Annotated in this window: 20 protein-coding genes; 9 read left to right on the top strand and 11 right to left on the bottom strand. The window is 63.1% G+C overall.

The window, feature by feature from the left end; genetic code table 11:
- Positions 1–94: 94 nt before the first annotated feature.
- The 5 genes from E5678_RS20030 to E5678_RS20010 form a co-directional block, all read right to left on the bottom strand.
- A complete protein-coding gene (locus E5678_RS20030) occupies positions 95–1,891 on the bottom strand; it encodes an acyl-CoA dehydrogenase C-terminal domain-containing protein (RefSeq protein ID WP_136180159.1) in 1,797 nt (598 codons plus the stop codon).
- Positions 1,892–1,938: 47 nt separating this feature from the next.
- Positions 1,939–2,661 (bottom strand): TetR/AcrR family transcriptional regulator, encoded by a 723-nt coding sequence (locus E5678_RS20025; RefSeq protein ID WP_247596844.1) that lies wholly within the window; start codon positions 2,659–2,661, stop codon positions 1,939–1,941.
- 201 nt (positions 2,662–2,862) lie between these two features.
- Entirely contained in the window at positions 2,863–3,549 is a 687-nt protein-coding gene (gene slmA / locus E5678_RS20020) for a nucleoid occlusion factor SlmA (RefSeq protein ID WP_136180157.1), read from the bottom strand.
- 142 nt (positions 3,550–3,691) lie between these two features.
- Positions 3,692–4,603 carry an acetylglutamate kinase gene (gene argB / locus E5678_RS20015; protein ID WP_136180156.1) on the bottom strand — a complete coding sequence of 304 codons (912 nt, stop codon included), beginning with the start codon at positions 4,601–4,603 and terminating at the stop codon, positions 3,692–3,694.
- Positions 4,604–4,825: 222 nt separating this feature from the next.
- Entirely contained in the window at positions 4,826–6,811 is a 1,986-nt protein-coding gene (locus E5678_RS20010; RefSeq protein ID WP_136180155.1) for an SDR family oxidoreductase, read from the bottom strand.
- 236 nt (positions 6,812–7,047) lie between these two features.
- On the opposite strand from E5678_RS20010, the gene E5678_RS20005 reads away from it, so the two are divergent.
- The 4 genes from E5678_RS20005 to E5678_RS19990 all read left to right on the top strand — a co-directional run bounded on the left by E5678_RS20005 (position 7,048) and on the right by E5678_RS19990 (position 10,454).
- Positions 7,048–7,641 carry a phasin family protein gene (locus E5678_RS20005; RefSeq protein ID WP_136180154.1) on the top strand — a complete coding sequence of 198 codons (594 nt, stop codon included), beginning with the start codon at positions 7,048–7,050 and terminating at the stop codon, positions 7,639–7,641.
- A gap of 122 nt (positions 7,642–7,763) precedes the next feature.
- Complete coding sequence (locus E5678_RS20000) at positions 7,764–9,005, top strand: patatin-like phospholipase family protein (protein WP_136180153.1); 1,242 nt, start codon at positions 7,764–7,766, stop codon at positions 9,003–9,005.
- Positions 9,006–9,007: 2 nt separating this feature from the next.
- Positions 9,008–9,667 (top strand): TetR/AcrR family transcriptional regulator, encoded by a 660-nt coding sequence (locus E5678_RS19995; protein WP_136180152.1) that lies wholly within the window; start codon positions 9,008–9,010, stop codon positions 9,665–9,667.
- Positions 9,657–10,454, top strand: a complete 798-nt coding sequence (locus tag E5678_RS19990) for a hypothetical protein (protein WP_247596843.1) — start codon at positions 9,657–9,659, stop codon at positions 10,452–10,454. Before E5678_RS19995 ends, E5678_RS19990 begins: the two co-directional genes overlap by 11 nt.
- A gap of 9 nt (positions 10,455–10,463) precedes the next feature.
- Here E5678_RS19990 and E5678_RS19985 read toward each other — a convergent pair whose 3' ends face one another.
- The 3 genes from E5678_RS19985 to E5678_RS19975 form a co-directional block, all read right to left on the bottom strand.
- Complete coding sequence (locus E5678_RS19985; protein ID WP_136180151.1) at positions 10,464–11,573, bottom strand: M14 family metallopeptidase; 1,110 nt, start codon at positions 11,571–11,573, stop codon at positions 10,464–10,466.
- On the bottom strand, positions 11,570–12,811 hold the full coding sequence (locus E5678_RS19980; protein ID WP_136180150.1) for a M20 aminoacylase family protein: 1,242 nt from the start codon (positions 12,809–12,811) through the stop codon (positions 11,570–11,572). Before E5678_RS19980 ends, E5678_RS19985 begins: the two co-directional genes overlap by 4 nt.
- 148 nt (positions 12,812–12,959) lie before the next feature.
- On the bottom strand, positions 12,960–14,114 hold the full coding sequence (locus E5678_RS19975; RefSeq protein ID WP_136180149.1) for an ABC transporter substrate-binding protein: 1,155 nt from the start codon (positions 14,112–14,114) through the stop codon (positions 12,960–12,962).
- 93 nt (positions 14,115–14,207) lie between these two features.
- Between E5678_RS19975 and E5678_RS19970 the strand changes: the two genes are divergently transcribed.
- From E5678_RS19970 to E5678_RS19960, 3 genes are all read left to right on the top strand, one after another.
- Positions 14,208–16,262: a molybdopterin oxidoreductase family protein gene (locus tag E5678_RS19970; protein ID WP_136180148.1), complete on the top strand. Its 2,055-nt coding sequence runs from the start codon at positions 14,208–14,210 to the stop codon at positions 16,260–16,262.
- Positions 16,263–16,351: 89 nt separating this feature from the next.
- Entirely contained in the window at positions 16,352–17,434 is a 1,083-nt protein-coding gene (locus tag E5678_RS19965; RefSeq protein WP_247596842.1) for an aminopeptidase, read from the top strand.
- Positions 17,435–17,472: 38 nt separating this feature from the next.
- The gene (locus E5678_RS19960) at positions 17,473–17,796 is read left to right on the top strand and encodes a polyhydroxyalkanoic acid system family protein (protein ID WP_136180146.1); all 324 of its coding nucleotides are present in this window, start codon (positions 17,473–17,475) and stop codon (positions 17,794–17,796) included.
- A gap of 47 nt (positions 17,797–17,843) precedes the next feature.
- On the opposite strand, the gene E5678_RS19955 is transcribed toward E5678_RS19960, so the two are convergent.
- Positions 17,844–18,098 (bottom strand): acyl-CoA-binding protein, encoded by a 255-nt coding sequence (locus E5678_RS19955; protein ID WP_136180145.1) that lies wholly within the window; start codon positions 18,096–18,098, stop codon positions 17,844–17,846.
- Between the two features lie 412 nt (positions 18,099–18,510).
- Here E5678_RS19955 and E5678_RS19950 point away from each other — a divergent pair, with 412 nt between their 5' ends.
- On the top strand, positions 18,511–19,980 hold the full coding sequence (locus tag E5678_RS19950) for a wax ester/triacylglycerol synthase family O-acyltransferase (RefSeq protein WP_348770382.1): 1,470 nt from the start codon (positions 18,511–18,513) through the stop codon (positions 19,978–19,980).
- A gap of 260 nt (positions 19,981–20,240) precedes the next feature.
- On the opposite strand, the gene E5678_RS19945 is transcribed toward E5678_RS19950, so the two are convergent.
- Both E5678_RS19945 and E5678_RS19940 read right to left on the bottom strand, forming a co-directional pair.
- A complete protein-coding gene (locus E5678_RS19945; RefSeq protein ID WP_136180144.1) occupies positions 20,241–21,002 on the bottom strand; it encodes a type III pantothenate kinase in 762 nt (253 codons plus the stop codon).
- Between the two features lie 76 nt (positions 21,003–21,078).
- Positions 21,079–21,750, bottom strand: a complete 672-nt coding sequence (locus tag E5678_RS19940; RefSeq protein WP_136180143.1) for a helix-turn-helix transcriptional regulator — start codon at positions 21,748–21,750, stop codon at positions 21,079–21,081.
- A 270-nt stretch (positions 21,751–22,020) separates the two neighbouring features.
- On the opposite strand from E5678_RS19940, the gene E5678_RS19935 reads away from it, so the two are divergent.
- Positions 22,021–23,148, top strand: a complete 1,128-nt coding sequence (locus E5678_RS19935; protein ID WP_247596841.1) for a HAMP domain-containing sensor histidine kinase — start codon at positions 22,021–22,023, stop codon at positions 23,146–23,148.
- The last annotated feature ends 10 nt before the right edge of the window (positions 23,149–23,158 follow it).

The raw sequence follows: 23,158 nt of genomic DNA, 5'->3' as shown, positions 1-23,158 counted from the left end.
ATCCAACCGAGAACACCGCGGAACCGGCTCTGCCGGGCCGCTGGTGTTGCCCCCCTGAGGGGGTCGCGCAAAGCGCGGCAGGGGTGGGGAAAATTCAGGCCAATGCTGCGTCGGTGTCCATGAGCACCTTCGAGCCGGCGCGTGCGGTGCGCATCAGCGATGCCGTCTCGGGGAACAGCTTGGCGAAGTAGAAGCGCGCGGTCTGCAGCTTGGCCTGGTAGAACGGGTCGGTGTTGCCGGCGGCGATTTCGCGCAGGGCCACCTGAGCCATGCGGGCCCAGAAGTATCCGAAGACCAGGTGCCCTGCGACACGCAGGTAGTCCACCGCGGCTGCGCCCACTTCGTCGGGGTTCTGCAGGCCCTTGAAGCCGATCTCCATCGTGAACTTGGTGATCTGTTCGCCCAGCACGGCGATCGGGTTGATGAACTCGGCCATCTTCTCGTTGACGCCCTCTTCCTGCACCAGCGCGCCGACCAGCTTGCCGAATTTCTTCAGCGCAGCGCCGTTGTCGCCCAGCACCTTGCGACCCAGCAGGTCCAGTGACTGGATGGTGTTGGTGCCTTCGTAGATCATGTTGATGCGGGCATCGCGCACGTATTGCTCCATGCCCCATTCCTTGATGTAGCCGTGGCCACCAAAGACCTGCTGGCACATCGTGGCAGCCTGGTAACCGTTGTCGGTCAGGAAGGCCTTGACGATGGGTGTCAACAGGGACAGCATTTCGTCGCTGTCCTTGCGCACCTTTTCATCGGGGTGGTTGTGCACCTTCTCGAGCAATACCGAGCTGTAGATCGACAGGGCACGGCCGCCTTCGGCATAGGCCTTGGCGGTCAGCAGCATCTTGCGCACATCGGGGTGCACGATGATCGGATCGGCAGCCTTGTCCTTGGCCTTCACGCCGCTCAGCGAGCGCATCTGGATGCGATCCTTGGCATAGGCCAGGGCATTCTGGTAGGCCACTTCGGTCAGACCCAGCGACTGGTTGCCCACGCCCAGGCGGGCCGCGTTCATCATCACGAACATGCCTTGCATGCCCTTGTTGGGCTTGCCGATCATGGTGCCGATGGCGCCGTCGATCACGATCTGGGCCGTGGCGTTGGCCTTGATCCCCATCTTGTGCTCCAGGCCACCGCAGTGGATCGCATTGCGCTCGCCCATCGAGCCGTCCTTGTTCACCAGGTACTTGGGCACCACAAACAGGCTCACACCTTTGATGCCCGCCGGGGCATCTGGGAGGCGTGCCAGCACCAGGTGGACGATGTTGTCGGCCATGTCGTGCTCACCGGCGCTGATGAAGATCTTGTTGCCGGTGATCTTGTAGGTGCCATCGGGTTGTGGCTCGGCCTTGGTGCGCATCAGGCCCAGGTCGGTGCCGCAATGGGGTTCGGTCAGGCACATGGTGCCGGTCCACTCACCGCTGGTCATCTTGGCCAGGTAAGCGGCTTTCTGCTCGTCGGTGCCATAAGTGTGCAACGAGGCATAAGCACCGTGTGTCAGACCGGGGTACATGGTCCAGGCCTGGTTGGCCGAGTTCATCATCTCGTACAGGCACTGGTTGACCACCAGCGGCAGACCTTGGCCGCCGAATGCGGGATCGCACGACAGCGCCGCCCAGCCACCCTCGACATAGGCCTTGTACGCTTCCTTGAAACCCTTGGGCGTGGTGACCTCGTGGGTCTTGGTATCGAGCTGGCAGCCTTCGGTATCCCCGCTGATGTTGAGCGGGAAAATCACTTCAGATGCGAACTTGCCAGCCTCTTCCAGCACCGCGTTGATCGTCTCGACATCGGCGTCGGCATGCTGCGGCATCGATTTGAATTCTTCGGTGACTTTGAGCACTTCGTGCATCACAAACTGCATGTCGCGCAGGGGCGGGTTGTAAACGGGCATGGCAATACTCCTGAGAAAAATTTGCGAGAAAGTAAAGAGACTTCAGACTAGGCCGGGGAGCCCAGCTTCTTGCGCGATCGCGCGGCAGGTGCGGGGTCGCTGGTAACCGGGATGGCTTCGGTGCCGCTGCTCGCGCAACGGGCCACGATGCTGTCAAACGCCCGCAAGGCGCGGTTCACCGAGCCTGGGCTGCGCAGAAATCGGGCCTCGTAATGCAGGGCGAGAATCAGGGCATGGATTTCAAACGCCGTCTGGTGCGCATCGACATCGGCGCGCAGATGACCTTCATGCGCCGCCAACTCAATGGCCCGGCGCATCGCCGACAACCAGGTGTTGACCGAGCTCGCCAGCGCGTCGCGCACAGGCCCAGGCCGGTCATCAAATTCCACCGCACCGCTGATGTAGATGCAGCCCGAATCGATTTCCACCGATGTGCGCTTCATCCAGTTGTCAAACATGGCCCGCAAACGGGGAAGACCGCGGGGCAAGGCCATTGCGGGGTAAAACACCTCATCTTCAAATCTGGCGTGGTACTCCCGCACCACTGAAATCTGCAGCTCTTCCCGCGAGCCGAAATGGGCGAACACCCCCGATTTGCTCATCTGCATGACTTCGGCCAAGGCACCGATGGACAAGCCCTCCAAGCCGATTTGGGTCGCCAGACCCAGCGCCGCGTCCACGATTGCCGCTTTGGTTTGCTGCCCTTTTTGCAAGGGGCGCGCCTCGGCGATAGACCTTGGATGGCGTTTGGCGGGGCTGGTGGAACTCATGGGCATCAATGGGGCAATGGCAAATTCGAAGCAGTCAAAAAAGGGACCGCTGAAATAATCGAACGGTCGTGCTATTTTTACCGCAAAAATTGCCCAAGCCCAAAAAACCACGGGCATTTCGTGTAATTGTTTTAGGGGTACGACCCTAAATCGCCCCAGCGATCAGGGTTAACCCCGATCGCTGAACCCGTGGCGGGGCGCTCAGGCGTGCGTCACCGGCAACAGCAAAGCCAAACTGTGTTCCAGGCTTTCGGTGGGAAGTCGCTTGAAGCCGCTGCGGGCAAAGCGCTGCAACCGCCCGAGACAAAACGACGTCACCACCGAGGCATCGGCCTGGGCGTCCACTGTGGGCGTGGCTGTGCCAGCGAGGACCGCTGCTTCGCGCAGGTTCTGGCGCAAGGTGGATTCGATCTTGTCAAAAAACAGGTTCATGCGCTGTTGCAAGCGCTCGTTCTCGAACACCAGGGCGTCCCCCACCATGACGCGTGCCATGCCCGGATTCTTTTCGCCAAACTGAAGCAACAAGGTGACGAGCTTGCGCGAGCGCGCCGTGCCGTCGGGTTCGCGTTCGACCAGCTGATTCACCAAGCTGAAAACCGACTGCTCGATGAAGTCGATCAGGGCTTCGAACATCTGGGCCTTGCTGGCGAAATGGCGGTAGAGGGCGGCTTCGCTCACGGCCAGGCGGGCCGCGAGCGCGGCTGTGGTCACCCGATCTGTACCAGGCTGCTCCAGCATGGTGGCCAGGGCTTCCAGGATTTGCACACGCCGCTCACCGGGCTTGGGACGCTTGCGCGCCCCCCCGTTGTCCGGCAAGGCTTCTGCCGATTCACCGGCGGGCAGGCCTGATGGCTGATCGGCCGACTGCAGAGGAGCGCTGGAGGTCATGGGCAGTGAGTGGTCCGTGATGATCGGCAGACCGGCACGTTGGCGGCCAGCCCAGAGGTTGTCTTCCTTGCTCGCATTTTGGCACAGCTGCTTACAAGTCCCGTTCGCACCGAAGCGCCGCAGACGGGCCGCAATCCAAAGCTCAGTGCGAACGGATCATGGTGCCAAACGGCTGATTGCCCAGGACCTCCAGCAGCAAGGCATGGGGCACCCGCCCGTCGATGATGTGCACCGCGCTCACCCCGCTCTTGGCGGCGTCCAGCGCGCCGGCGATTTTGGGGATCATGCCGCCGGAAATGGTGCCGTCTTCAATCAGGGCATCGATGCCGCGCGGCGTGAGCTCGGTGAGCAGTTCACCGGCCTTGTCAAGCACGCCCCGGATGTTGGTCAACATGAGCAGTTTCTCGGCCTGCAGCACCGTGGCCAGCTTGGCCGCCACCACATCGGCGTTGATGTTGTAGCTCTCGTTGTGCTCGCCAAAACCGATCGGGGTGACCACCGGAATAAAGGCGTCGTCCTGCAAGGCCTTGACCACGCTCGGATCGATGCTTTCGATGTCGCCGACCTGGCCCACATCGTGTTCTTGATTCGGATCTTTCTGGTCGGCCAGACGCAGCTTGCGCGCCCGGATCATGGCGCCATCGCGTCCGGTCAGCCCCACCGCTTTGCCCCCCGCCTGGTTGATCAACCCCACAATGTCTTGCTGCACCTGGCCAGCCAGTACCCACTCCACCACTTCCATGGTTTCAGCGTCTGTCACGCGCATGCCTTGCTTGAACTCGCCCTTCTTGCCCAGGCGCTGCAACAAATTCTCAATCTGCGGCCCCCCGCCATGCACCACCACCGGGTTGATACCGACCAGCTTGAGCAGCACCACGTCTTCGGCAAAGGCCTGCTGCAAGGCCGGATCGGTCATGGCGTTGCCACCGTACTTGATCACCATGGTCTTGCCATGGAATTTGCGGATATACGGCAGGGCCTGCGCCAGGATTTCGGCCTTTTCTCGCGGCTGGATCTGGGTGAGCTCGTCGGCGGTGGTCGGTGGTGTGGTCATGGACTGTGGCTTGGGTCAGAGGTTCTTGAACCTTGGAAATTGTAGGCTTTGAAAGCAGGCGCCCTCATGTGAGACCAGCAGGCGACAGGACCGGCGTGGACGGTCAGGCCAAGCACGCCTTGCGCCAACAATGCCCTGGTCAGACATGCCGTGGAACCGGCTTCGCCGGGCCACAGGCATTGCCTCTCGGGGGAGGTGACGGCGCAGCCGGCGCAGGGGTCATCAAAAGTGGATGCCGCGCATCATCTGCTGCATCGCCACCGCTTCGGGCGACAACTGGGGTTTGGCACCCTTTTCCCCCTTGGCCGCAGACGAGTCGGGGAACATGCGAAAGCTGGTGTTCATGACAATCTGGGCCACACGCGGCACAAAGGCATGCAACACCTGCCCGGTCATCCCGAGGCGTGTGGCGATGCGCACCGGCTTGAAAATGCAAGCCTGCGCAATCAGGTCGGCCGCCTCTTCAGGTGCCAGGGTGGGCACGTTTTTGTAGATCTGGGTGGGCGCGATCATGGGGGTACGCACCAAAGGCATGTTGATGGTGGTGAAGCTCACGCCCTGGTCGGCAAATTCGCTAGAGGCGCAACGGGTCCAGGCATCGAGCGCTGCCTTGCTGGCCACATAGGCGGAGAAGCGGGGTGCGTTGGTCAGCACCCCAATGGAGCTGATGTTGACCACATGGCCCCTGCGTTTGGTCACCATCCCGGGCAACAGTCCCATGGTCACGCGCAGACATCCAAAATAATTGAGCTGCATGGTGCGCTCAAAATCATGAAACCGGTCGTAGCTGCCCTCAATGGCGCGGCGGATCGAGCGCCCGGCGTTGTTGATCAGGAAATCCACGCCGCCATGATCGGCGACCAACTGCTTGATAAAGCGGTCGGCATCGGCCATGTCGGCGATATCGGCCGAATAAGCCACAAACGCATACCCCCGGCCCAGGGCCTCGGCACAGGCCTCGTCCAGCTTGGCCTGGTCGCGCCCGCAAATCAGGGTGATCGCGCCAGCCTCGGCAAATTTGTGGGCTGCCGCCAGGCCGATGCCCGAGCTGCCGCCTGTGACCAGCACCACCTTGCCCGCCACCGTACCGCGCAGGCTGCGGTCGATGTGCAGATCGGGGTCGAGGTGCCGCTCCCAGTAGTCCCACAACCGCCAGGCGTAGTCGTTGAGGTTGGGGCACGCAATCCCGCTGCCCTTGAGCGCCGCCAGCGTTTCCCGGCAGTCGAACCGCGTGGGGTAGTTCACGAAGTTCATCATGTCCTCGGGCAGCCCGAGGTCTTGCATCACCGCGCGGTGCACGCGGCGCACCGGCGCCAGCGCCATCAGCCCTTTCTTCACCGCCTTGGGGATGAAGCCGAGCAGCGCGGCATTCACGAACAGGTTCATCTTGGGTGCATGGGCCGCCTTGCTCAAAATGTCGAGCACATCACCCACGCGGTAACCCATGGGATCCACGAGATGGAAACAGCGGCCGCTGACCAGCTTGTGGTGGCTGATGTGGTCCAGCGCATTCACCACAAAATCGACCGGCACGATGTTGATACGCCCCCCTTCCAGCCCGATGCTGGGCATCCAGGGCGGCAGGATCTGGCGCATGCGCTGGATCAGCTTGAAAAAGTAATAGGGCCCGTCGATCTTGTCCATCTCGCCGGTCTGGCTATCGCCCACGACCAGCGCCGGGCGGTACACCGACCAGGGGATCTTGCATTCCAGGCGCACGATCTTCTCGCTCTCGTGCTTGGTCATGAAATAGGGGTGCTCGATGTTCTCGGCCTCGTCAAACATGTCCTCCCGGAACACGCCCTCATACAAGCCCGCGGCCGCGATCGACGACACATGGTGAAAATGGCCGGCACCAATGGCCTTGGCCAACTCCACCGTGTTGCGTGTGCCCTCGATGTTGACGGCGATCTGGCTCTCTTCATCGGCTTCCAGGTCGTACACCGCCGCCAGGTGATAAAAATGGTCCACATGCCCTTTGAGGGTCTTGACCATGTCGGCGCCCACGCCCAGCTTCTTGGCGGTGAGATCGCCAAACACCGGCACAGCCCGCGCCGCACTCACGCCCCAGTATTCACGCAGCCCCGCCACTTTGTCTTCACTGGCTCTACGGATCAGAAAATGCACCACGGAACCTTTGCGTTCCAGCAGCTTCTTGACCAACCGCTTGCCAATGAATCCCGTGGCGCCTGTAACGAAATAGTGCATGCAATGCCTCCTGCCTGAGTGGGGGTAAAGGTAAATGGGTCGAATCCCATTCGTTCCCCCCATTCTTCACCAGCGCCAGCAGCCTGTGTTTCCGCACAAACCCGGGCTTGCCGGCCACAGACGCCAATTTAGTCGCCATACCCTACACAACAGGCACCCACCGCATTAAATTGGAAAGCAGGTGTCCCACAAGGTGCACATATTTTCATCACCAACCCACATCGATGGAGTCCGTCATGGTCAAAAAAGTCCAAAAATCGTCTGCCAAGTCCAAAACCAAAACCACCAGCCAGGCGGCTTCGCCACTGTCCGGCGCGATCAAGGATTCGGCTCAGCAAATCTGGCTCGCCGGGTTGGGCGCTTTCTCCAAAGCCCAGGCCGAAGGCGGCAAAGCCTTTGAAACCCTGGTGAAAGAAGGCCTTTCCATCCAGCGAAAAACCCAGGCGGTTGCCGAAGAGCGCATCTCCGAAGCCACCAACCGGGTGACCCACATGGCCACCGACATTTCGTCCAAGGCCACGGGCAAGTGGGACAAGCTCGAAAACATTTTTGAAGACCGGGTGGCCAAGGCCTTGAACAAACTGGGGGTTCCTTCCGCTCGCGATGTTGACGCCCTGATCAAGCGCATCGATGCCCTCAGCCTCCAGGTCAAAGGCACCAAGTCCCCTGCCAAGGCGGCCTCCCCGGCTCGCAAGGCCGTTGCAGCCAAGGCGCCTGCCAAGAAAGCAGCTCCACGCAAGGCCGCCGCCAGCAAAACCGCTGTGCGCAAGACGCCAGCACGCAAGCCGGCAGCACGCAAAGCTGCAGTGAGCGCGCCCGCAGAAGCCTGATCATTGCGCGAGGCCAACAGGCCTGTCCGTATCGAAGGGGTGCAAGGCGCCCCTTTTTTACGCCCGTGCCCGGTGCTGCGCTGCAGCATTTCCAAGGGCCCGCGCACTCTACACTTGAACACATGACGAAGAAGTCCACCACAGCCGTCCGCGCACCTGCGCAGCGCTCATCCGGTCACAAAGCCCGCATTGCGCTGGCCTTTGCCGGTGGCGGCCCACTGGGAGCGATCTACGAGATCGGCGCCTTGTGTGCGCTCGAGGAGAGCCTCCCGGGATTGAAGGTCAATGCCTGCGATCACTACCTCGGTGTGTCGGCAGGTGGATTCATCGCCGCAGGTCTGGCCAACGGCATGACACCGCGACAACTGTGTGCCTCGTTCATCGAAGACCACGCCAACGCCGAGAACTTTGATCCTGCGGGCCTGATGCGGCCTGCATGGTCGGAGTGGACCGCTCGCCTGCTGCGCCTCCCCGGCCTGGTCGGTGGCGCTGCCTGGGCCTGGGGCGTGCAAGGCAAACCCTTCACCCAGGCGCTGGAACGTCTGGGCGCCGCACTGCCCACCGGGGTGTTTGACAACGAGCAAATCCACGAGCAGGTCGAGCGGCTGTTCAGCCGAGATGGTCGCACCAACGATTTCCGCCAGCTGCGCGCACGCCTGACCCTGATCGCCACCGAGCTCGACACCGGTGAAGCCGCACCCTTCGGGCGGCCGGGCTGGGATCACGTGCCAATCTCACGGGCCATTCAGGCCAGCTCCGCCCTGCCCGGCCTGTTTCCGCCTGTGGCCATCGATGGCCGCCATTTTGTGGACGGCGCTCTGAAGAAAACACTGCACGCCACGGTCGCGCTGGAAGAAGGCGTGGATCTGCTGCTGTGCCTGAATCCGTTGGTGCCTTTCCATGCCGACCCCAAGGCTGAGCAGCAGCACCGCATTCCGTCCCTGATCGAGGGCGGCCTGCCCGCGGTGATGAGCCAGACCTTCCGCTCCATGATCCACTCCCGGCTGGCATTGGGCCTCAAGCACTACGAGCGCGCCTACCCCGACACCGACATCGTGCTGATCGAACCCGATCAGCGCGACGCCAAACTGTTTTTCGCCAACACCTTCAGCTACCGCCAGCGCCGCGATCTTGCCGAGCACGCCTACCAACAAACGCGGGCGTTGCTGCTCGCCCGAAAAGTGCAATTGCAGCCGCTTTTGGCCCGACATGGCATCCACCTGGACATGGTCGCCCTGAACGACCCCTCCCGCCGCTTGCTGAAACCACAGCCGGCCCGGCCGGCCCTGCCCGCACTGCAACGCTTGCACGACACGCTGGATGAGCTGCAACACCAACTCGAACCACAAGCCGGAAAGGCCTGAACATGGCCAAAAAAGCACCCCGCCGCACCGCCGAGCGCATTCTTGAAGTCACGCTGGAGCTGTTCAACCGATTTGGCGAACCCAATGTCTCCACCACCCTGATCTCGGCCGAGCTCAGCATCAGTCCGGGCAACCTGTATTACCACTACCCGGCCAAAGACGAACTGATCAACACCCTGTTTGAGCGCTACGAGCGGTCGCTGGGTGAGCTGCTGGGTGCCGCAGACGATGTGCGCGACGTGGAGGACGCCTGGTTCTTCCTGCACTCGCTGTTTGAGCTCATCTGGGCCTACCGCTTTCTCTACCGAGACCTCAACGATCTGCTGTCCAAAAACCGGCTGCTCGAGACCCGCTTCCAGGGGGTTCTCAAAAGCAAGACACGGGCCGTTCGGGCGATCCTGTCGGGCATGAGCCGCAGCGGCGCCATCGACATCGATGCCCGGGAAGTTGAACCCACCGCCAACTGCATGGTGGTGCTGCTGACCTACTGGCTCAGCTTCGAATACGTGCGCGACCCACGCCACGCGCTGGAACCGGAACATGCCGAACAGGCTCTCTTGAGGGGCGCACAACATGTGCTCAACCTGCTGGCCCCTCATCTTGAGGCGGGACAGCGTCAGCATTTGATGGACCTCACCGGCGCCTACCGCCATGCCGATTGACCCCGTCTCGGTCAGCCCATGGGTAGCCTGCCCGGAGCAGGCACGGTACCAGCTCACGCTGGAGACCCTGGTGGCCAACTGGCCCGATTTGCACGCCGGTGATGGTGAGCGTTTGCCCTCCTCTGAGCCCTTGCGGGCAGGCTGGTTGCTCTACCACAACGGTGATTTTGAAGCGGCGGCCCAGGCCGGGTTGTTGTTGGGAGCAGAGGGAACCACGCTCACTTGCAAAGCCACCTGCATTTACGCCAACTACCTGGAGCCCAGCGAAGCACGGCGACTGACCCTGCTGCAACAAGTGGCCACTCAGGCGCGAGACCAGCAAGCCATCACACCCGAAAACGCCAACGTCCACTATTGGCACGCTTACGCGTTGGGCCGCTACAGCCAAGGCATCAGTGTGGCCAAGGCCTTGAGCAGCGGGCTGGGCCGGACGATGCGCGAAGCGCTGCAACGCTGCCTCAGCTTGGAGCCGAATCACGCCGATGCGCACCTGGCCCTGGCCCACTACCACGCCGAGGTCATCGACAAAGTCGGCGAGCTGATTGGCGGCATGACCCACGGCGCCCGCAAAGCCACCGGACTGGCCCTGTACGACCGCGCGCTGGAATTGAACCCCAACTCGGCCATCACACGTTGCGAAGTGGCGCAGGGCTGGATACTGCTGGAAGGCCCGCGAGCGCTGGAACGTGCCCAGCAACTCCGGGAGAGCGCCTGGCCACTGAAGGCCCACGACGCCATGGAACACGTTTACCTGCGGGCCGCCCAGGCCGATCTGCAAGACGTTTGAGCCGGGACTTCAGGCACCGCCGCGGCCAGACAAGCCGTCCACGGCCTGGAACATCGCTTGGCGCGCCTGGACCACCACCTGCGCGCGCCATTCGTCGGTGTCGGTGTAAAACGCATCGCGCACCACTCGACGGATGTCTTGCTGGAGCGCCTCGGGAGCCTCGGGATGCAAAGCCAGCCAGTGTGCGCCGCGCAAGGCATTGATCACCGACTCGATGGGCACGGTCCCGTACTCCAGGGCTATGCCGGTGTACCCGGCCTGCGGGCACTCGTCAAAAATGGCGCTCCACATCATGCCTTTGATGGGGGCAGACGTGGAGGAGCCATCGTAGATCGACGTGATGGGCGTGGTGCCCCCGCCGCCCCACCAGGCACGGGCCCGCTGCAAGGCCTGCTCATCTTCACGCGAAGCGAAGATGCGCTCACCCACACCACTGGGGCCCAGCCCCGTGTGCAGGTCGATCCAGGCGAGGTTTCGCGCGGCTTGGCCATGGTCACGCAACACCTGACGCAAGGTGGTGTTGCTCCAGGTCGGCGCTGTTCCGCCAAAAAACAGACCATCCGCAAACGCATACTGGCCTTGCGACACGACAGACTGGTAGTGCGGCAATCCGTGTTGCGCCACATACCGGGCAATCGCGGCTTCGTTGTCCGGGCTTGGGGGCCATGTTTTCGGCAACAGCAAAGGGTGCAGCTCTTCATAGCCTGCATTGACCGGCAAGGGTTGGTCAAAGTTCTGGAAGTTGCGGTTGAGGTCCACGTTTTCATGGGTGACCCGACGCATGTGGGAGAACCCGTAGGGATTGAGCGCGTGCAAATACAGCACCGCGACACCGGCCTCGCGCGCATGCCGCCGCCAGGCCTCGTCGTGGAGCGCAAAGACCTGCACGCCCGAGCCGCAAAACCCCTCTGCGCCGTGACAAGCGCTGCTGACGATCAACAGCTTTTGTGCATCGGTGGCGCCATCGAGTGCCACGTCCATGGCCAAGGCCTCTCCCTCCAGCCCCGGCAAAGGGTGGTTGTAACTGCGGATCGCCATGCCGCCAGCAGCAGCCCCCTCGAGGAACTGCACACGGGCCCGTGCATAGGTTGGCGCAAAACCAGCCTGGGGGCTGATCATGGCGCCTCCCCCGTCACATCGCCCGCCACCTCACGGCCCAGCCACTGCTCAGCCAGGCGCACCCACAAAGTGGCGCCCAGTGGAATGAGGTCGTCGTTGAAATCGTAGTGCGGGTTGTGCAGCATGCAAGGGCCCACATCGTGCCCCCCGCCTTCGTAGCCGGCGCGGTGAGCGCCGTCCCCGTTGGCGATGAACACGTAGGCGCCCGGCCGCTCTTGCAGCATGAAGGAAAAATCCTCGGCCCCCATGGTGGGTTCCTGGTCCAGCACCTGGTCCGAGCCCACGATATCGGTCATCACCTGTCGAACAAAAGCGGTCTCGTCAGGGTGGTTGACGGTGGGCGGGTAGTTTCGATTGAACTTGAACTCGCAAGTTGCGCCAAACGCCGCGCTGGTGTGTTCGGCAATCTCCCGCATGCGTTTTTCGATCAGGTCCAGCACCTCAAATGTGAAGGTGCGCACCGTTCCCTGGATCTCGCAGCTGTCCGGCACCACATTGGTGGCTTCGCCGGTGTGGATCATGGTCACGGAAATCACGCCCGCGTCCGCCGGCTTCTTGTTGCGCGTGATGATGGTCTGAAAGGCCTGCACCATCTGGCAGGCCACGGGGACTGGATCAATGCCGTTGTGCGGCATGGCCGCATGAGCGCCCTTGCCCCGGATGACGATGTGGAACTCGTTGCTCGATGCCATCACCGGACCGGCGCTGGCGGCAAATGAGCCCACCGGCAGACCTGGCCAGTTGTGCATCCCGTACACCACGTCCATGGGGAACTGCTTGAACAAGCCTTCCTTGATCATCTCGCGAGCGCCGCCACCGCCCTCTTCTGCGGGCTGGAAGATGAGGTAGACCGTGCCGTCGAACTGGCGGTGCTGAGCGAAGTGTTGCGCCGCTGCGAGCAGCATGGCGGTGTGGCCATCGTGGCCGCAGGCGTGCATCTTGCCCGCGTGCTGGCTGGCATGGGCAAAGGTGTTGTGCTCCTGCATGGGCAGGGCGTCGATGTCGGCGCGCAGTCCAATGGCCCGGCCGCTCTTGCCACCGTCTCGACCATGCACGATGCCCACCACCCCGGTGGTGCCCAGCCCCCGGTGAACGGGGATGCCCCATTCGGTGAGTTTGTCCGCCACGACATCGGCGGTGCGCACCTCTTTGAAGCACAACTCGGGGTGGGCATGGATGTCCCGGCGCACCGCAGCGATGCTGGCGGCCTGCGTCAGGATGGAATCGATCAGTTTCATGGTGTCCTCGGCGAGTCAGACAGGTGATCGCACCAGAGCGATGCGCACCCCAGCCGCCATCCTAACCACCGAACCGCCCCCGCGCCAGCGACGTGCGCGACAACCCTGCTGCCCAAGCCTCCAAGGGCGAACCCTTCGCCAATGCAGCTCAACGGCGCACCTTGCCGTCGTCGGTGAGCAGGGTCATCTCCACAAAGTGAGAGCCCACGCGCTGCTGCGCGCCAAAGTCGAGCTGAAAGCCGCCCAGGTTGAATTTTTGCATGCCGGCAACCGCATTCACAAAGCCCTCCCGGCTCAGGTTGCGCCCGGCGCGCTTCACCCCTTCGGCGAATACTTTGGCAGCCACAAACCCCTCCATCCCCGAGTAATTGGGGGCAATGCCGCGTTTGTCTTTGAGCAGCGCCAGGTATTCCGAAGCCAGGGGTGAGGCGGACGCATAGGGGAAAGGCATCACCTGGCTCACCACCACGCCCCGCGCTTCCGCCCCCAGCTCATCGAGCAGGGCCTGTGTGCCCACGAACGACACGTTGTAAAAATTGCGCGTGTAGCCCTGTCGGCGCGCCAGGCGCACAAACGCAGCGCAAGCCTTGTAGCTGCTGACCTGCACGATGGCCTCGGGTTCCGAGGCCAGGATGGTCTTGAGGGCAGCCCCCACATCGGTGGTGTTGCGTTCCACGGTGCCCGTGGCCACCGGCGCCAGCTGCACCGCCTTGAGTGCGGTCTCTACCCCGGCGAGCACCGACTTGCCGTAGGCGTCGTCCTGGTAGAACACGGCAATGCGCTTGATACCGACCGACGTCAACTGCCGAACGATGGCCGCGGTCTCATCCGTGTAAGACGCCCGCAGGTGGAAAACGTAGCGATTGAAGGGCTCACGCAAGGCATCGGCGCCGGTGCTGGGCGCAAAGAACGGCATTTTTTCGGCGGTGGCCAAAGGCATGGCCGCCAGCGAAGTGGGCGTTCCCACATACCCAAACAGCGCAAACACGCCGTCCTGGATCAGACGGCGGGTGTTGCCCACGCAACGCTCGGGGTCATAGGCATCGTCCAGGCGCCTGATCTCGATCGTGCGACCGAGCACGCCGCCCTGGGCGTTGAGCCCATCAAAGTACAGCTTCGCCCCCAAGTAATACTGCAGGCCCAGCTGCTCGGACGGTCCGCTGAACGCGGCAGATTGGCCCAGCACGATGCTCTGGGCCGTCAAACCGGCCAGCTGCTGGGAACGCCCAACGCTCGGCCACACCCCAAAAGTGGCGGCCCCCAACAAACTGGCTCCTTGAACCAAGGCACGACGGCGTTGCATATCGTTTTTCTCCTGATATTCTGATGCACCTGACTGCTCAAACAGCGCCTCAGATCTCGAGCGCCTCGCAGCTTACAACAACTTACAGACTTCATGACATCCGCAGAAACCAGCGGTCGCCACAGCACAGTGCGCGGCGCATGCCCCCACGATTGCCCCGACACCTGCGCCTTGATCACCACCGTCGAAGACGGCGTGGCCATCCGCGTGCAAGGCAACCCCGACCACCAACACACCGATGGCGCCCTGTGCACCAAGGTCTCGCGGTACACCGAGCGCACCTACCACCCCGAGCGCCTCCTGCATCCGCTCAAAAGGGTGGGCCCCAAAGGCAGCGGGCAGTTCGCGCCAGTGAGCTGGGGGGAGGCGCTGCAGACCATCGCCGAACGCCTGAAATCCATTGCCGCCCAGGACCCTCAGGCCATCCTGCCCTACAGCTATGCCGGCACCATGGGACAGGTTCAGAGCGAGGGCATGGCCGCTCGATTTTTCAACCGCCTGGGTGCGTCCCACCTCGAACGCACGATCTGTTCCAGCGCGGGCGGAGAGGCCCTCATGGCCACCCTGGGCGCCAAAGTCGGCATGAAACTGGAGCATTTCGCTGAAAGCCAGCTGATCCTGATCTGGGGCAGCAACTCCATCGCCAGCAACCTCCACTTCTGGCGTGTGGCCCAACAAGCCAAGCGCAACGGGGCCCGCCTGGTGTGCATCGATCCGCGCCGATCTGAAACCGCCGAAAAATGCCACGAACACATCGCCCTGCGCCCAGGTACCGATGCGGCCCTGGCGCTGTCGCTCATGCACCAGCTCATCACCCACGATTGGCTGGACCACGACTACATCCAGCAACACACCCTGGGCTGGGAAAGCCTGCGCGAACGGGCCCTGCAATGGCCCCCCGAACGGGCGGCCGAGGTGTGCGGCATCCCGGCACAACAGATCATCGATCTGGCGCGCGCCTACGGCACCACCCGTCCCGCCGCGATCCGTCTGAACTACGGCATGCAACGCGTGCGCGGCGGTGGCAACGCTGTGCGCGCGGTGGCGTGCCTGCCGGCTTTGATCGGCGCCTGGCGGCACCGCGCAGGCGGAATGTTGCTGTCGTCCAGCGGCCATTTCCCGATCCAGCGTGCGGCGCTGCACCGCCCCGACTTGCTGGCCGGCCGCACGCCGCGCCTGATCAACATGATCAGCATCGGTGACGACCTGCAACGCGTGGCTTCGCCCGAGTTCGGCCCCAGGATAGAAGCCTTGATCGTCTACAACAGCAACCCGGTGGCCGTGGCCCCGGACTCCGGCCAGGTGGTCAAAGGGTTCGAGCGCGAAGACCTGTTCACCGTGGTGCTCGAGCACTTTCAGACCGACACGGCCGACTACGCCGACTTCATCTTGCCCGCCACCACCCAACTCGAACACTGGGATGTGCACGCGGCCTACGGCCACACCGATGTCTTGCTGAACCGTCCGGCCATCGAACCACAAGGCCAGGCCCGCAGCAACGCCGATATTTTCCGCGCCCTGGCCGCCCACATGGGCTTCGACGAGGCCTGCTTCAGCGACGACGATCTGACTTTGTGCCGCACCGCTTTTGGCGATGCCGTGGACTTCGACACCCTGCTGACCCAAGGTTATGCGACGCTGTCGGTGCCGGAAGCACCCTTTGCCCAGGGCGGATTTCCCACGCCCTCCGGGCGGTGCGAGTTCGCCAGCAGCCGCCTGGCCGCACAGGGCATCGATCCCCTGCCCGATCACCTGCCCAACCACGAAACCGCTGGCAGCGACGCGCGCCATCCCCTGGCCATGATCTCGCCCCCAGCGCGGAATTTCCTCAATTCCAGCTTTGTCAATGTGAAGAGCCTGCGCGACATGGAAGGCGAGCCGCTGCTGGAGATGCACGCCGATGATGCCGCTTCGCGGGGCATTGAAAGCGGCCAGGTGGTGCGGGTGTTCAACGACAGAGGCGTCCACCACTGCAAGGTAAAAATCTCCAAACGGGCCAGGCCCGGAGTGGTCAACGGTCTGGGCGTCTGGTGGCGCAAGCTGGGTCTGGATGGCACCAACGTGAACCAGCTCACCAGCCAGCGCCTGACCGACATGGGTCACGGGCCCGTGTTCTACGATTGCCTGGTTGAAGTGGAAGGCCAATGACCCCCCCTGCGCCGCTCCGCGCTGCCGCCCCCTGCCTGGGGGACCACGCCTGCGGCCCGGCAAAGCGGGTCCCATGGCGTGCACGCGGTGTGGTCCTCGCTGCCACACTGCTCTCTGGTTGCGCCGGCACCACCACTGGCCTGGGCTACTACTGGCAATCCGTTTCTGGCCACCTGAAGATCCTGCAGGCGGCCAAACCGGTCAGCGAATGGATCGCCGACAGCCACACCCCGGAAACCCTGCGCGAGCGACTGGCCCTGACCCAGCGCATGCGGACTTTCGGTGTGCAGACCCTGCATTTGCCCGACAGCCCCAGCTACCAGCGCTACGCCGACCTGAAGCGCAAAGCGGCGGTCTACAACGTGGTGGCCGCGCCTGACCTGTCGCTCACGCTGGAGCGCTGGTGCTTTCCTGTGGTGGGTTGTGTGGGTTACCGGGGCTATTTCGACGAAACCCACGCCGAGGCCTTCGCCCGCACCTTGCCCGCAGCTCTGGAGGTGGCGGTTTACCCCGTTCCCGCCTACTCCACGCTCGGCTGGACCAACTGGATGGGCGGCGACCCGCTGCTCAACACCTTCATCGGCTACCCCGAAGGCGAACTCGCCCGCCTGCTGTTTCACGAGCTGGCCCACCAGGTGGTCTATGCCGCAGGCGACACCGCCTTCAACGAATCGTTTGCGACCGCAGTTGAGCGGCTGGGGGGTGCGCGCTGGCTCGCGCAATCCACGCCCGCAGCGCGTGAGCGATACGAAACGTTCGACGCCCGCCGCCGTGAATTTCGCGCCCTGACACGCGAGACACGCGACCAGCTGGCGGCCATCTACAAAGACGCATTGACCAGCGAGGCCAGCAAACAGACGGCGAAGGCACAAGCCATGGCCCAGTTCCAGGCGCGCTATGCTGCACTGCGCGAACGATGGGAAGGCTACAGCGGCTACGACGCCTGGGTCAAAAGGGCCAACAACGCCAGCTTTGGCGCACAGGCCGCCTACGACGATCTGGTGCCCGCTTTTGAAGCCCTGTTCCAGCGCGAGGGCCAGGACTTCGTCCGGTTCTATGATGCGGTTCGCGACCTGGCTCAACAGCCACCAGAACAGCGCCACGCCCGGTTGCAAGCACTGGTCTCGCCAGCCAGCAGCGCTGCCATCAGCCCCCTTTCACCCCCGCAGTAGCATTCGCTAAAGCTTTATCGAGAACACCTCACCTCATCATGGCCGACATCCACATCCACCGCCACCACGAACTCGGACTGAAGGGCGCGCGCAAGGTCGCCTGGCAATGGGCCGAGCAGGCCGAATCGGAATTTGACATGGCCTGCGCCTACGCCGAGGGGGAGGACGAAGACGAAGTGGAGTTCAGCCGTTCAGGCGTCAAGGGGAGTCTGCGCGTGTGCAGCGATCACTTTGAATTGAATGCCCAGCTGGGATTTCTGCTCGGCGCCTTCAAGGACCGCATCGAAAGCGAGATCGTCAAAAATCTGGACGACTTGCTGGCGGCCAAGAAACCGGCAGCGCGCAAGAAAAAACCCGCCTGAAAACCCCGCAACGAGGCATTTCAGGCGGGCCTCAGGCAGGGACCGGCTCAGCGCAAAGACTCGATCAGGTCGATGTACTGCTGCTGGGCCGCATCGGTTGCCGTGCCTTTGAGGCCATTCCAGGCGTCCCACTTGGCGCGGCCCACCATGTCGCTGAAGCCGGGCTTCTTATCGGTGACGTCACCGGCGGTGGCCTGCTTGTACAGGCCATAGAACTTCAGCAGGGTCGCGTTGTCGGGGCGCTCGCTCAGGTTCTTGGAGTTGGCCACAGCGGCTTCAAATTGGGACTTCAGATCGGACATGCAAAGGCTCCTGTGAAACAGACAAATTCATCGGAAAAGGTTCGCCGCAAGAGTCCGGAACGACCCATGCGCACGCAGCACACCTGCGGTCAGATCCGGGACTCATACCCATTTGCATTCAAAGAAAGAACAAGGCGAAAGGCCTTGCCGCGCCCTAGCACGGCAAGTGCCGACAACGCTGCATTGCTTTAAAGGCGGATCGGTATCAGGGCTCGCCCTGTATCTTACGGTTAAGACTGGCGGCAAAATAGACTGACACACCCAACCCGTGCCGGCCCGACCAGCCTTCGACCTTGACCTGCGTCGCGGCCCGCCATCAGGAGAATTCATGGTCCAGCGCGTCACCCGAGCCAATACCCAGCGGCGCAGCCCCACGGCAGCGCCGGCGCCAGACGCACAGCCCGGCAAACCCATGGGGCAGGGACTGATGGGTGCGCTGGGGTTCGAAGGTGAGCGCATGAGCAAGGTCGACACCGCCTGGCTGCGCATGGACTCGCCCAGCAACCTCATGATGATCCTGGGCGTGTGGATTCTGCGTCCGGGCATCCAGCACGCGGCGCTGAGCCAACGCATACACGATCGTTTGCCGCCCTACCGCCGCTTTGTACAGGTGGCCCGGGAAGACGCCGCAGGCGCACACTGGGTGGACGATCCTCACTTTGATCTGGCTCGCCACGTGACCTGCCTGCCACTCCAGCAGCAACCGGGGCAAAGCGCCCAGGCCGCGCTGCAGGAACGTGTGGCCCATCTGGCCATGCAGCCCCTGGACCCCATGCATCCCCGCTGGCAGTTCGAACTCGTCGAAGACTACGACGGTGGCTCGGCCTTGATCGCCCGCATCCACCACTGCATCGCCGACGGCATTGCGCTGATCAGCGTGATGATGAGCCTCGCGGATGGTGGTGGACTACCGCCCCAGCGCAAACCCTCGCACCGCCAGCGCAGTGCCGCGGGCGCCGCTGAGGACTGGGTGGTCGACACCCTGATCCGCCCATTTGGGGATCTCACGGCGCGCGCCCTGGATGCCGCCGGTGGTGGCGCGGCCAAATCGATTGCGCTCATGGCTTCACCCCAACAGGGCTTCAGCGACACGCTGGGCCAGGCCATGAACCTGGCGCGCACGGGCGCCCAACTCGCCAGCGATCTGGCCGCCCTGGCCTTGATGCCCGACGATTCGCCCACCCGCCTCAAGGGCACACCCGGCACCACCAAACGCGTGGCCTGGTGTGAGCCCATCCCGCTGGACGAGGTCAAGGCGATCGGCAAGGCGCTGAACTGCTCGGTCAATGACGTGCTCCTGAGTTGCGTGGCCGGCGCCATCGGCACCTACCTGCGCGATCTGGGGGACGATACCCAGGGGCAGGAAATCCGCGCCATGGTGCCCATCAATCTGCGCTCGATGGAAGACGCCTGGAAGCTCGGCAACCGCTTTGGGCTGGTGCCACTGGTGCTGCCCATCGGGCTCGACAACCCCATCGAGCGCGTGTTCGAGGTGCGCTCACGCATGAACGAACTCAAAGGCAGCATGCAGCCCTTGCTGACGTTCGGCTTGCTGTCGATCGCAGGTCTGCTGGTCAAACCGGCCCAAGACGCCATGCTCGCCATATTTGGCCGCAAGACCACCGCCGTGATGACCAACGTACCCGGTCCGGGCACCAAGTTGCAGGTCTGTGGTTCCACCCTGGAGCAGACCATGGTCTGGGTGCCCCAGACGGGCACCGTGGGCCTGGGGGTTTCGATCCTGAGCTATGGCGGCGGCGTGCAGTTTGGCGTCATTGCCGACACCACACTGTGCCCCGACCCCCAGCGCATCATCGATGCCTTTGAGCCCGAGTTCCAGCGCCTGCTCATGGTGACGTTGATGTTGCCGTGGGGAGATTGACCCCCCCGCGCCGCCTGCGGCGTCACCCCCCAGGGGGCGGCACTGGCGGCCCGGCAAAGCCGGTTCCACTGTGCCCCGGGGTCAATCGGCCTTCGGACCGTTCGACCGCATGCATTCATTGTTAGCCGGGTGATTCGCGTGCGCAGCGCGCTTCGAGCGTCCCGCAGGCCGCGCGATCCCAGGGCACCGCCGATCTGGCTCTGCCAGTCGGCCAGTGCCGCCCCCCTGGGGGGTGACGCCGCAGGCGGCGCGGGGGGACCCTAAAACCGCCGGTTTGCAACTTCCAACAGGCCGTCAAAGATCAGGCTGTCGACCAGCTCACAGGGGGTGGACATGCTGGGGGCCATTTTCCAGCCTGCGCCGCCGGTCATGTAAACCACAGGTGTCTGGCCACAACGGCGCTGCAGGTTATCGACCATGCGCTGCACCGCGCCGGCAATGGCAAACGTGCCGCCGCTGGTCAGGGCATCGCTGGTGTTGGTTGGGAAGTCACGCACATCGCCCGTGGGCACATGCAGACCCGCCGTGCCGGACTCCAGCGCCCGCAACATGATGCCGTGCCCGGGCAAAATGATGCCCCCCAGGAACCTGCCGTGTGTGTCAATGCCTTCGACCGTGACCGCCGTGCCCACCATCACCACGATACAAGGACGCGCCGGGCCCGACGCGAGCACCCGCTGGCGGGCACCGATCATGGCCACCCAACGGTCCGAACCCAGCCGGGCCGGGTGGTCATAGCCGTTGGTCAGGCCGGCCTCTTCGGCGCTGGAGATCACCCACCGAGGGTCTGCGTCCCACAGCTCCAATTGCTCCTGCACGCGGCGCTTCACGGCGTCGCCCGCCACCACACACCCCAGTACAGCAGAAGGCTCTGGCAAGGCACACCAGTCGCCTTCCGCCAGGGTTTCAATGTTTTCAAGGAATTGCGCACCATGCGCCAGAAGTCGGGCTCCCACCCGAGATTCCTCGTACAACGCCCATTTCAAACGGGTGTTCCCAACGTCCAGGGCCAGAAAAGTCATGGGCGCATTATGACGAAGCCGCGCACGGACCCTTGGGCACACTGCACCATGAGCGACAACACACCCCGACCGCGGATCAGATAAGACCGATCCAGCAAGCCCGCTGCACCGCCGCCAGCTTGTTGTCGGTCTTCAGTTTCGCCATGGCGTTGGCCAGGTGGTAGTTGACCGTTCGCTCAGAGCAGTCCATCCGGCCCGCGGTTTCCCGCGCCGTCAGCCCTTCAAACGCCAGATTCAGACTTTCAAGCTCACGAGGGCTCAAGCTGAGGCGTTTCTCGGCAATGGCCCGGCGCAGCATGGGCCAGATGTTGAAGGCGGACCACGCCAGTGCCGCAGCCTCGGAGCGGTCGCCAAACGTCCGCGAACTGAACATGAAGCATTCAAACGAGCGGCCGGCCGCCAAGGGAAAGGCCACGCGCACCAGCGTCTGGTGGCCATGCGCGAGCCAGAGCCGGCGCCAGCGACCGGCATGCTCCATGTAGGCCGATTTGGAAATATCTTGCCAGGCCACCAAGGGCGCGTCGCTGTCCCGCCAGCTGGCGCCAAACTCCCGGCTCTCGGCCAGCGCCTGGGCAGGCCCCAGCAGCCTGGGAGGATGAACCGCGAGCACTTCGCGATCGTCTCGACCGCCCGTCGGATTGGGGCCCAACACCGCCACCGCATCAACGCCGTGCTCGGCCAAAGCGCACAGCCAGTCCGCGAGGATGGCGTCCACCCCCACGCTGTCAAAGTTGACAGGTAAGGTCATGAAAAGTCCGGCCGCCATGCGCCGACAATAGAGAGGTGGGCATCAACGATCCTCGAGGACCGGAAAATGCCATGTTGCAAGGAGAACATATTGTCGTTGGACCGTTTGTGGATACACAGCGCCAAAGCCAGATTGAAGCGCTGGGTGTTGGACGAAGTGGTCCTGGCCCCCTTAGACCCGATTTTGCACCCATCCGCTGCACGGCTGCGTTGGGCAGGTGCTGCGATTTTCGCCGGAAATTTGATTTTTTTCGCCATTTGGGGCTTTCTGATGCCCCAGCCCTACGAAAGTGGGGTGTTGCGCGTGCTCGCCGCGGCCTCAGGATTGGTGTTGTTGCTGCCTTCGATCACCCGAGACTGCCTGGCGCCCCGGACCCTCTGGATTTTTTCGCTGATCTGCTGGCTGGTGATGCCGGTGTTGTTTTTCTGGATGTATTGGAACAACGACACCAGCCCGGTCTGGCTGGCCAGTGTGAGCGCCATGATCCTGGTGTACTACCATCTCACCGACTGGCGTCTGGCCTCCCTTGGCACCGTCGCCGGCGCGTTGATGGCCTGGTTGCTGGTCCAGTCGGTGGCCTTGACGCCGCCGCCCTTGGCGGGAGACCATGTTGTCGTGATGTTTTTTGCTTGGAGCACGGGCATGTTGCTGGGGTTCTCCAGCGCCAACCTCAGGCGGGTTCGCCTGCTCAACATGCTGAGCACCATGGGCGTCATGGCCCATGAGTTGCGCACGCCCCTGGCCACAGTGGACCTGCTGGGCGACGTGCTGCGCAACCAGGCCCAGCACGACATGCCGGAAAACAAAAGCAAGAAGGTCGAAGAACTCGCCAACCGGCTGCAAAACCTGGTGCGCAGCATGAACCGCCAGATCGACACCCAGATTTCCAACGCGCAGCTTCTGCGCCTGCCCCGCGAAAAGACCTTGATCCAGGCGGCCGAACTGGTGCACGAAGTGATTGCAGAATTCCCCTACCGCTCTTCACGCGAACGCGACTGTGTGGAAGTACAGGTCTTGCACGACTTCTGCATCATGGGTTCGCGAGCGCTGTTCGCCCAAATGCTCATCAACCTGCTCAAAAATGCCCTGCATTCCCTGGCCGCCTCCAGCCGGGCCTCCGAGCCCGGTGATTTGCGAGTCACGGTTGGCCTTTACCATGGCAAAGGCCGCCTGGTGGTGGCCGACAAAGGTCTGGGCATCTCCCACGACCAGCAACAACGGATATTTGAACCCTTTTTCTCGACGCAAACAGGGGTAGGCAGCGGCCTGGGATTAACGTTTTGCAAGAACGTGGTCGATACCGTCAATGGGCACATCCGTGTGCACTCAGAGCCCAACGAGGGTGCGGTGTTCATCGTCGATCTCCCGCTGCACCAGTCCACCGAAATCGGTGCATAACCCCTTTCGC

It is taken from the genome of Hydrogenophaga sp. PAMC20947 (assembly GCF_004795855.1).
Taxonomy (GTDB): domain Bacteria; phylum Pseudomonadota; class Gammaproteobacteria; order Burkholderiales; family Burkholderiaceae_C; genus Hydrogenophaga.
Note: the sequence above shows the minus strand (reverse complement) of the source record. Positions and strands in the feature narration are given on the sequence as shown.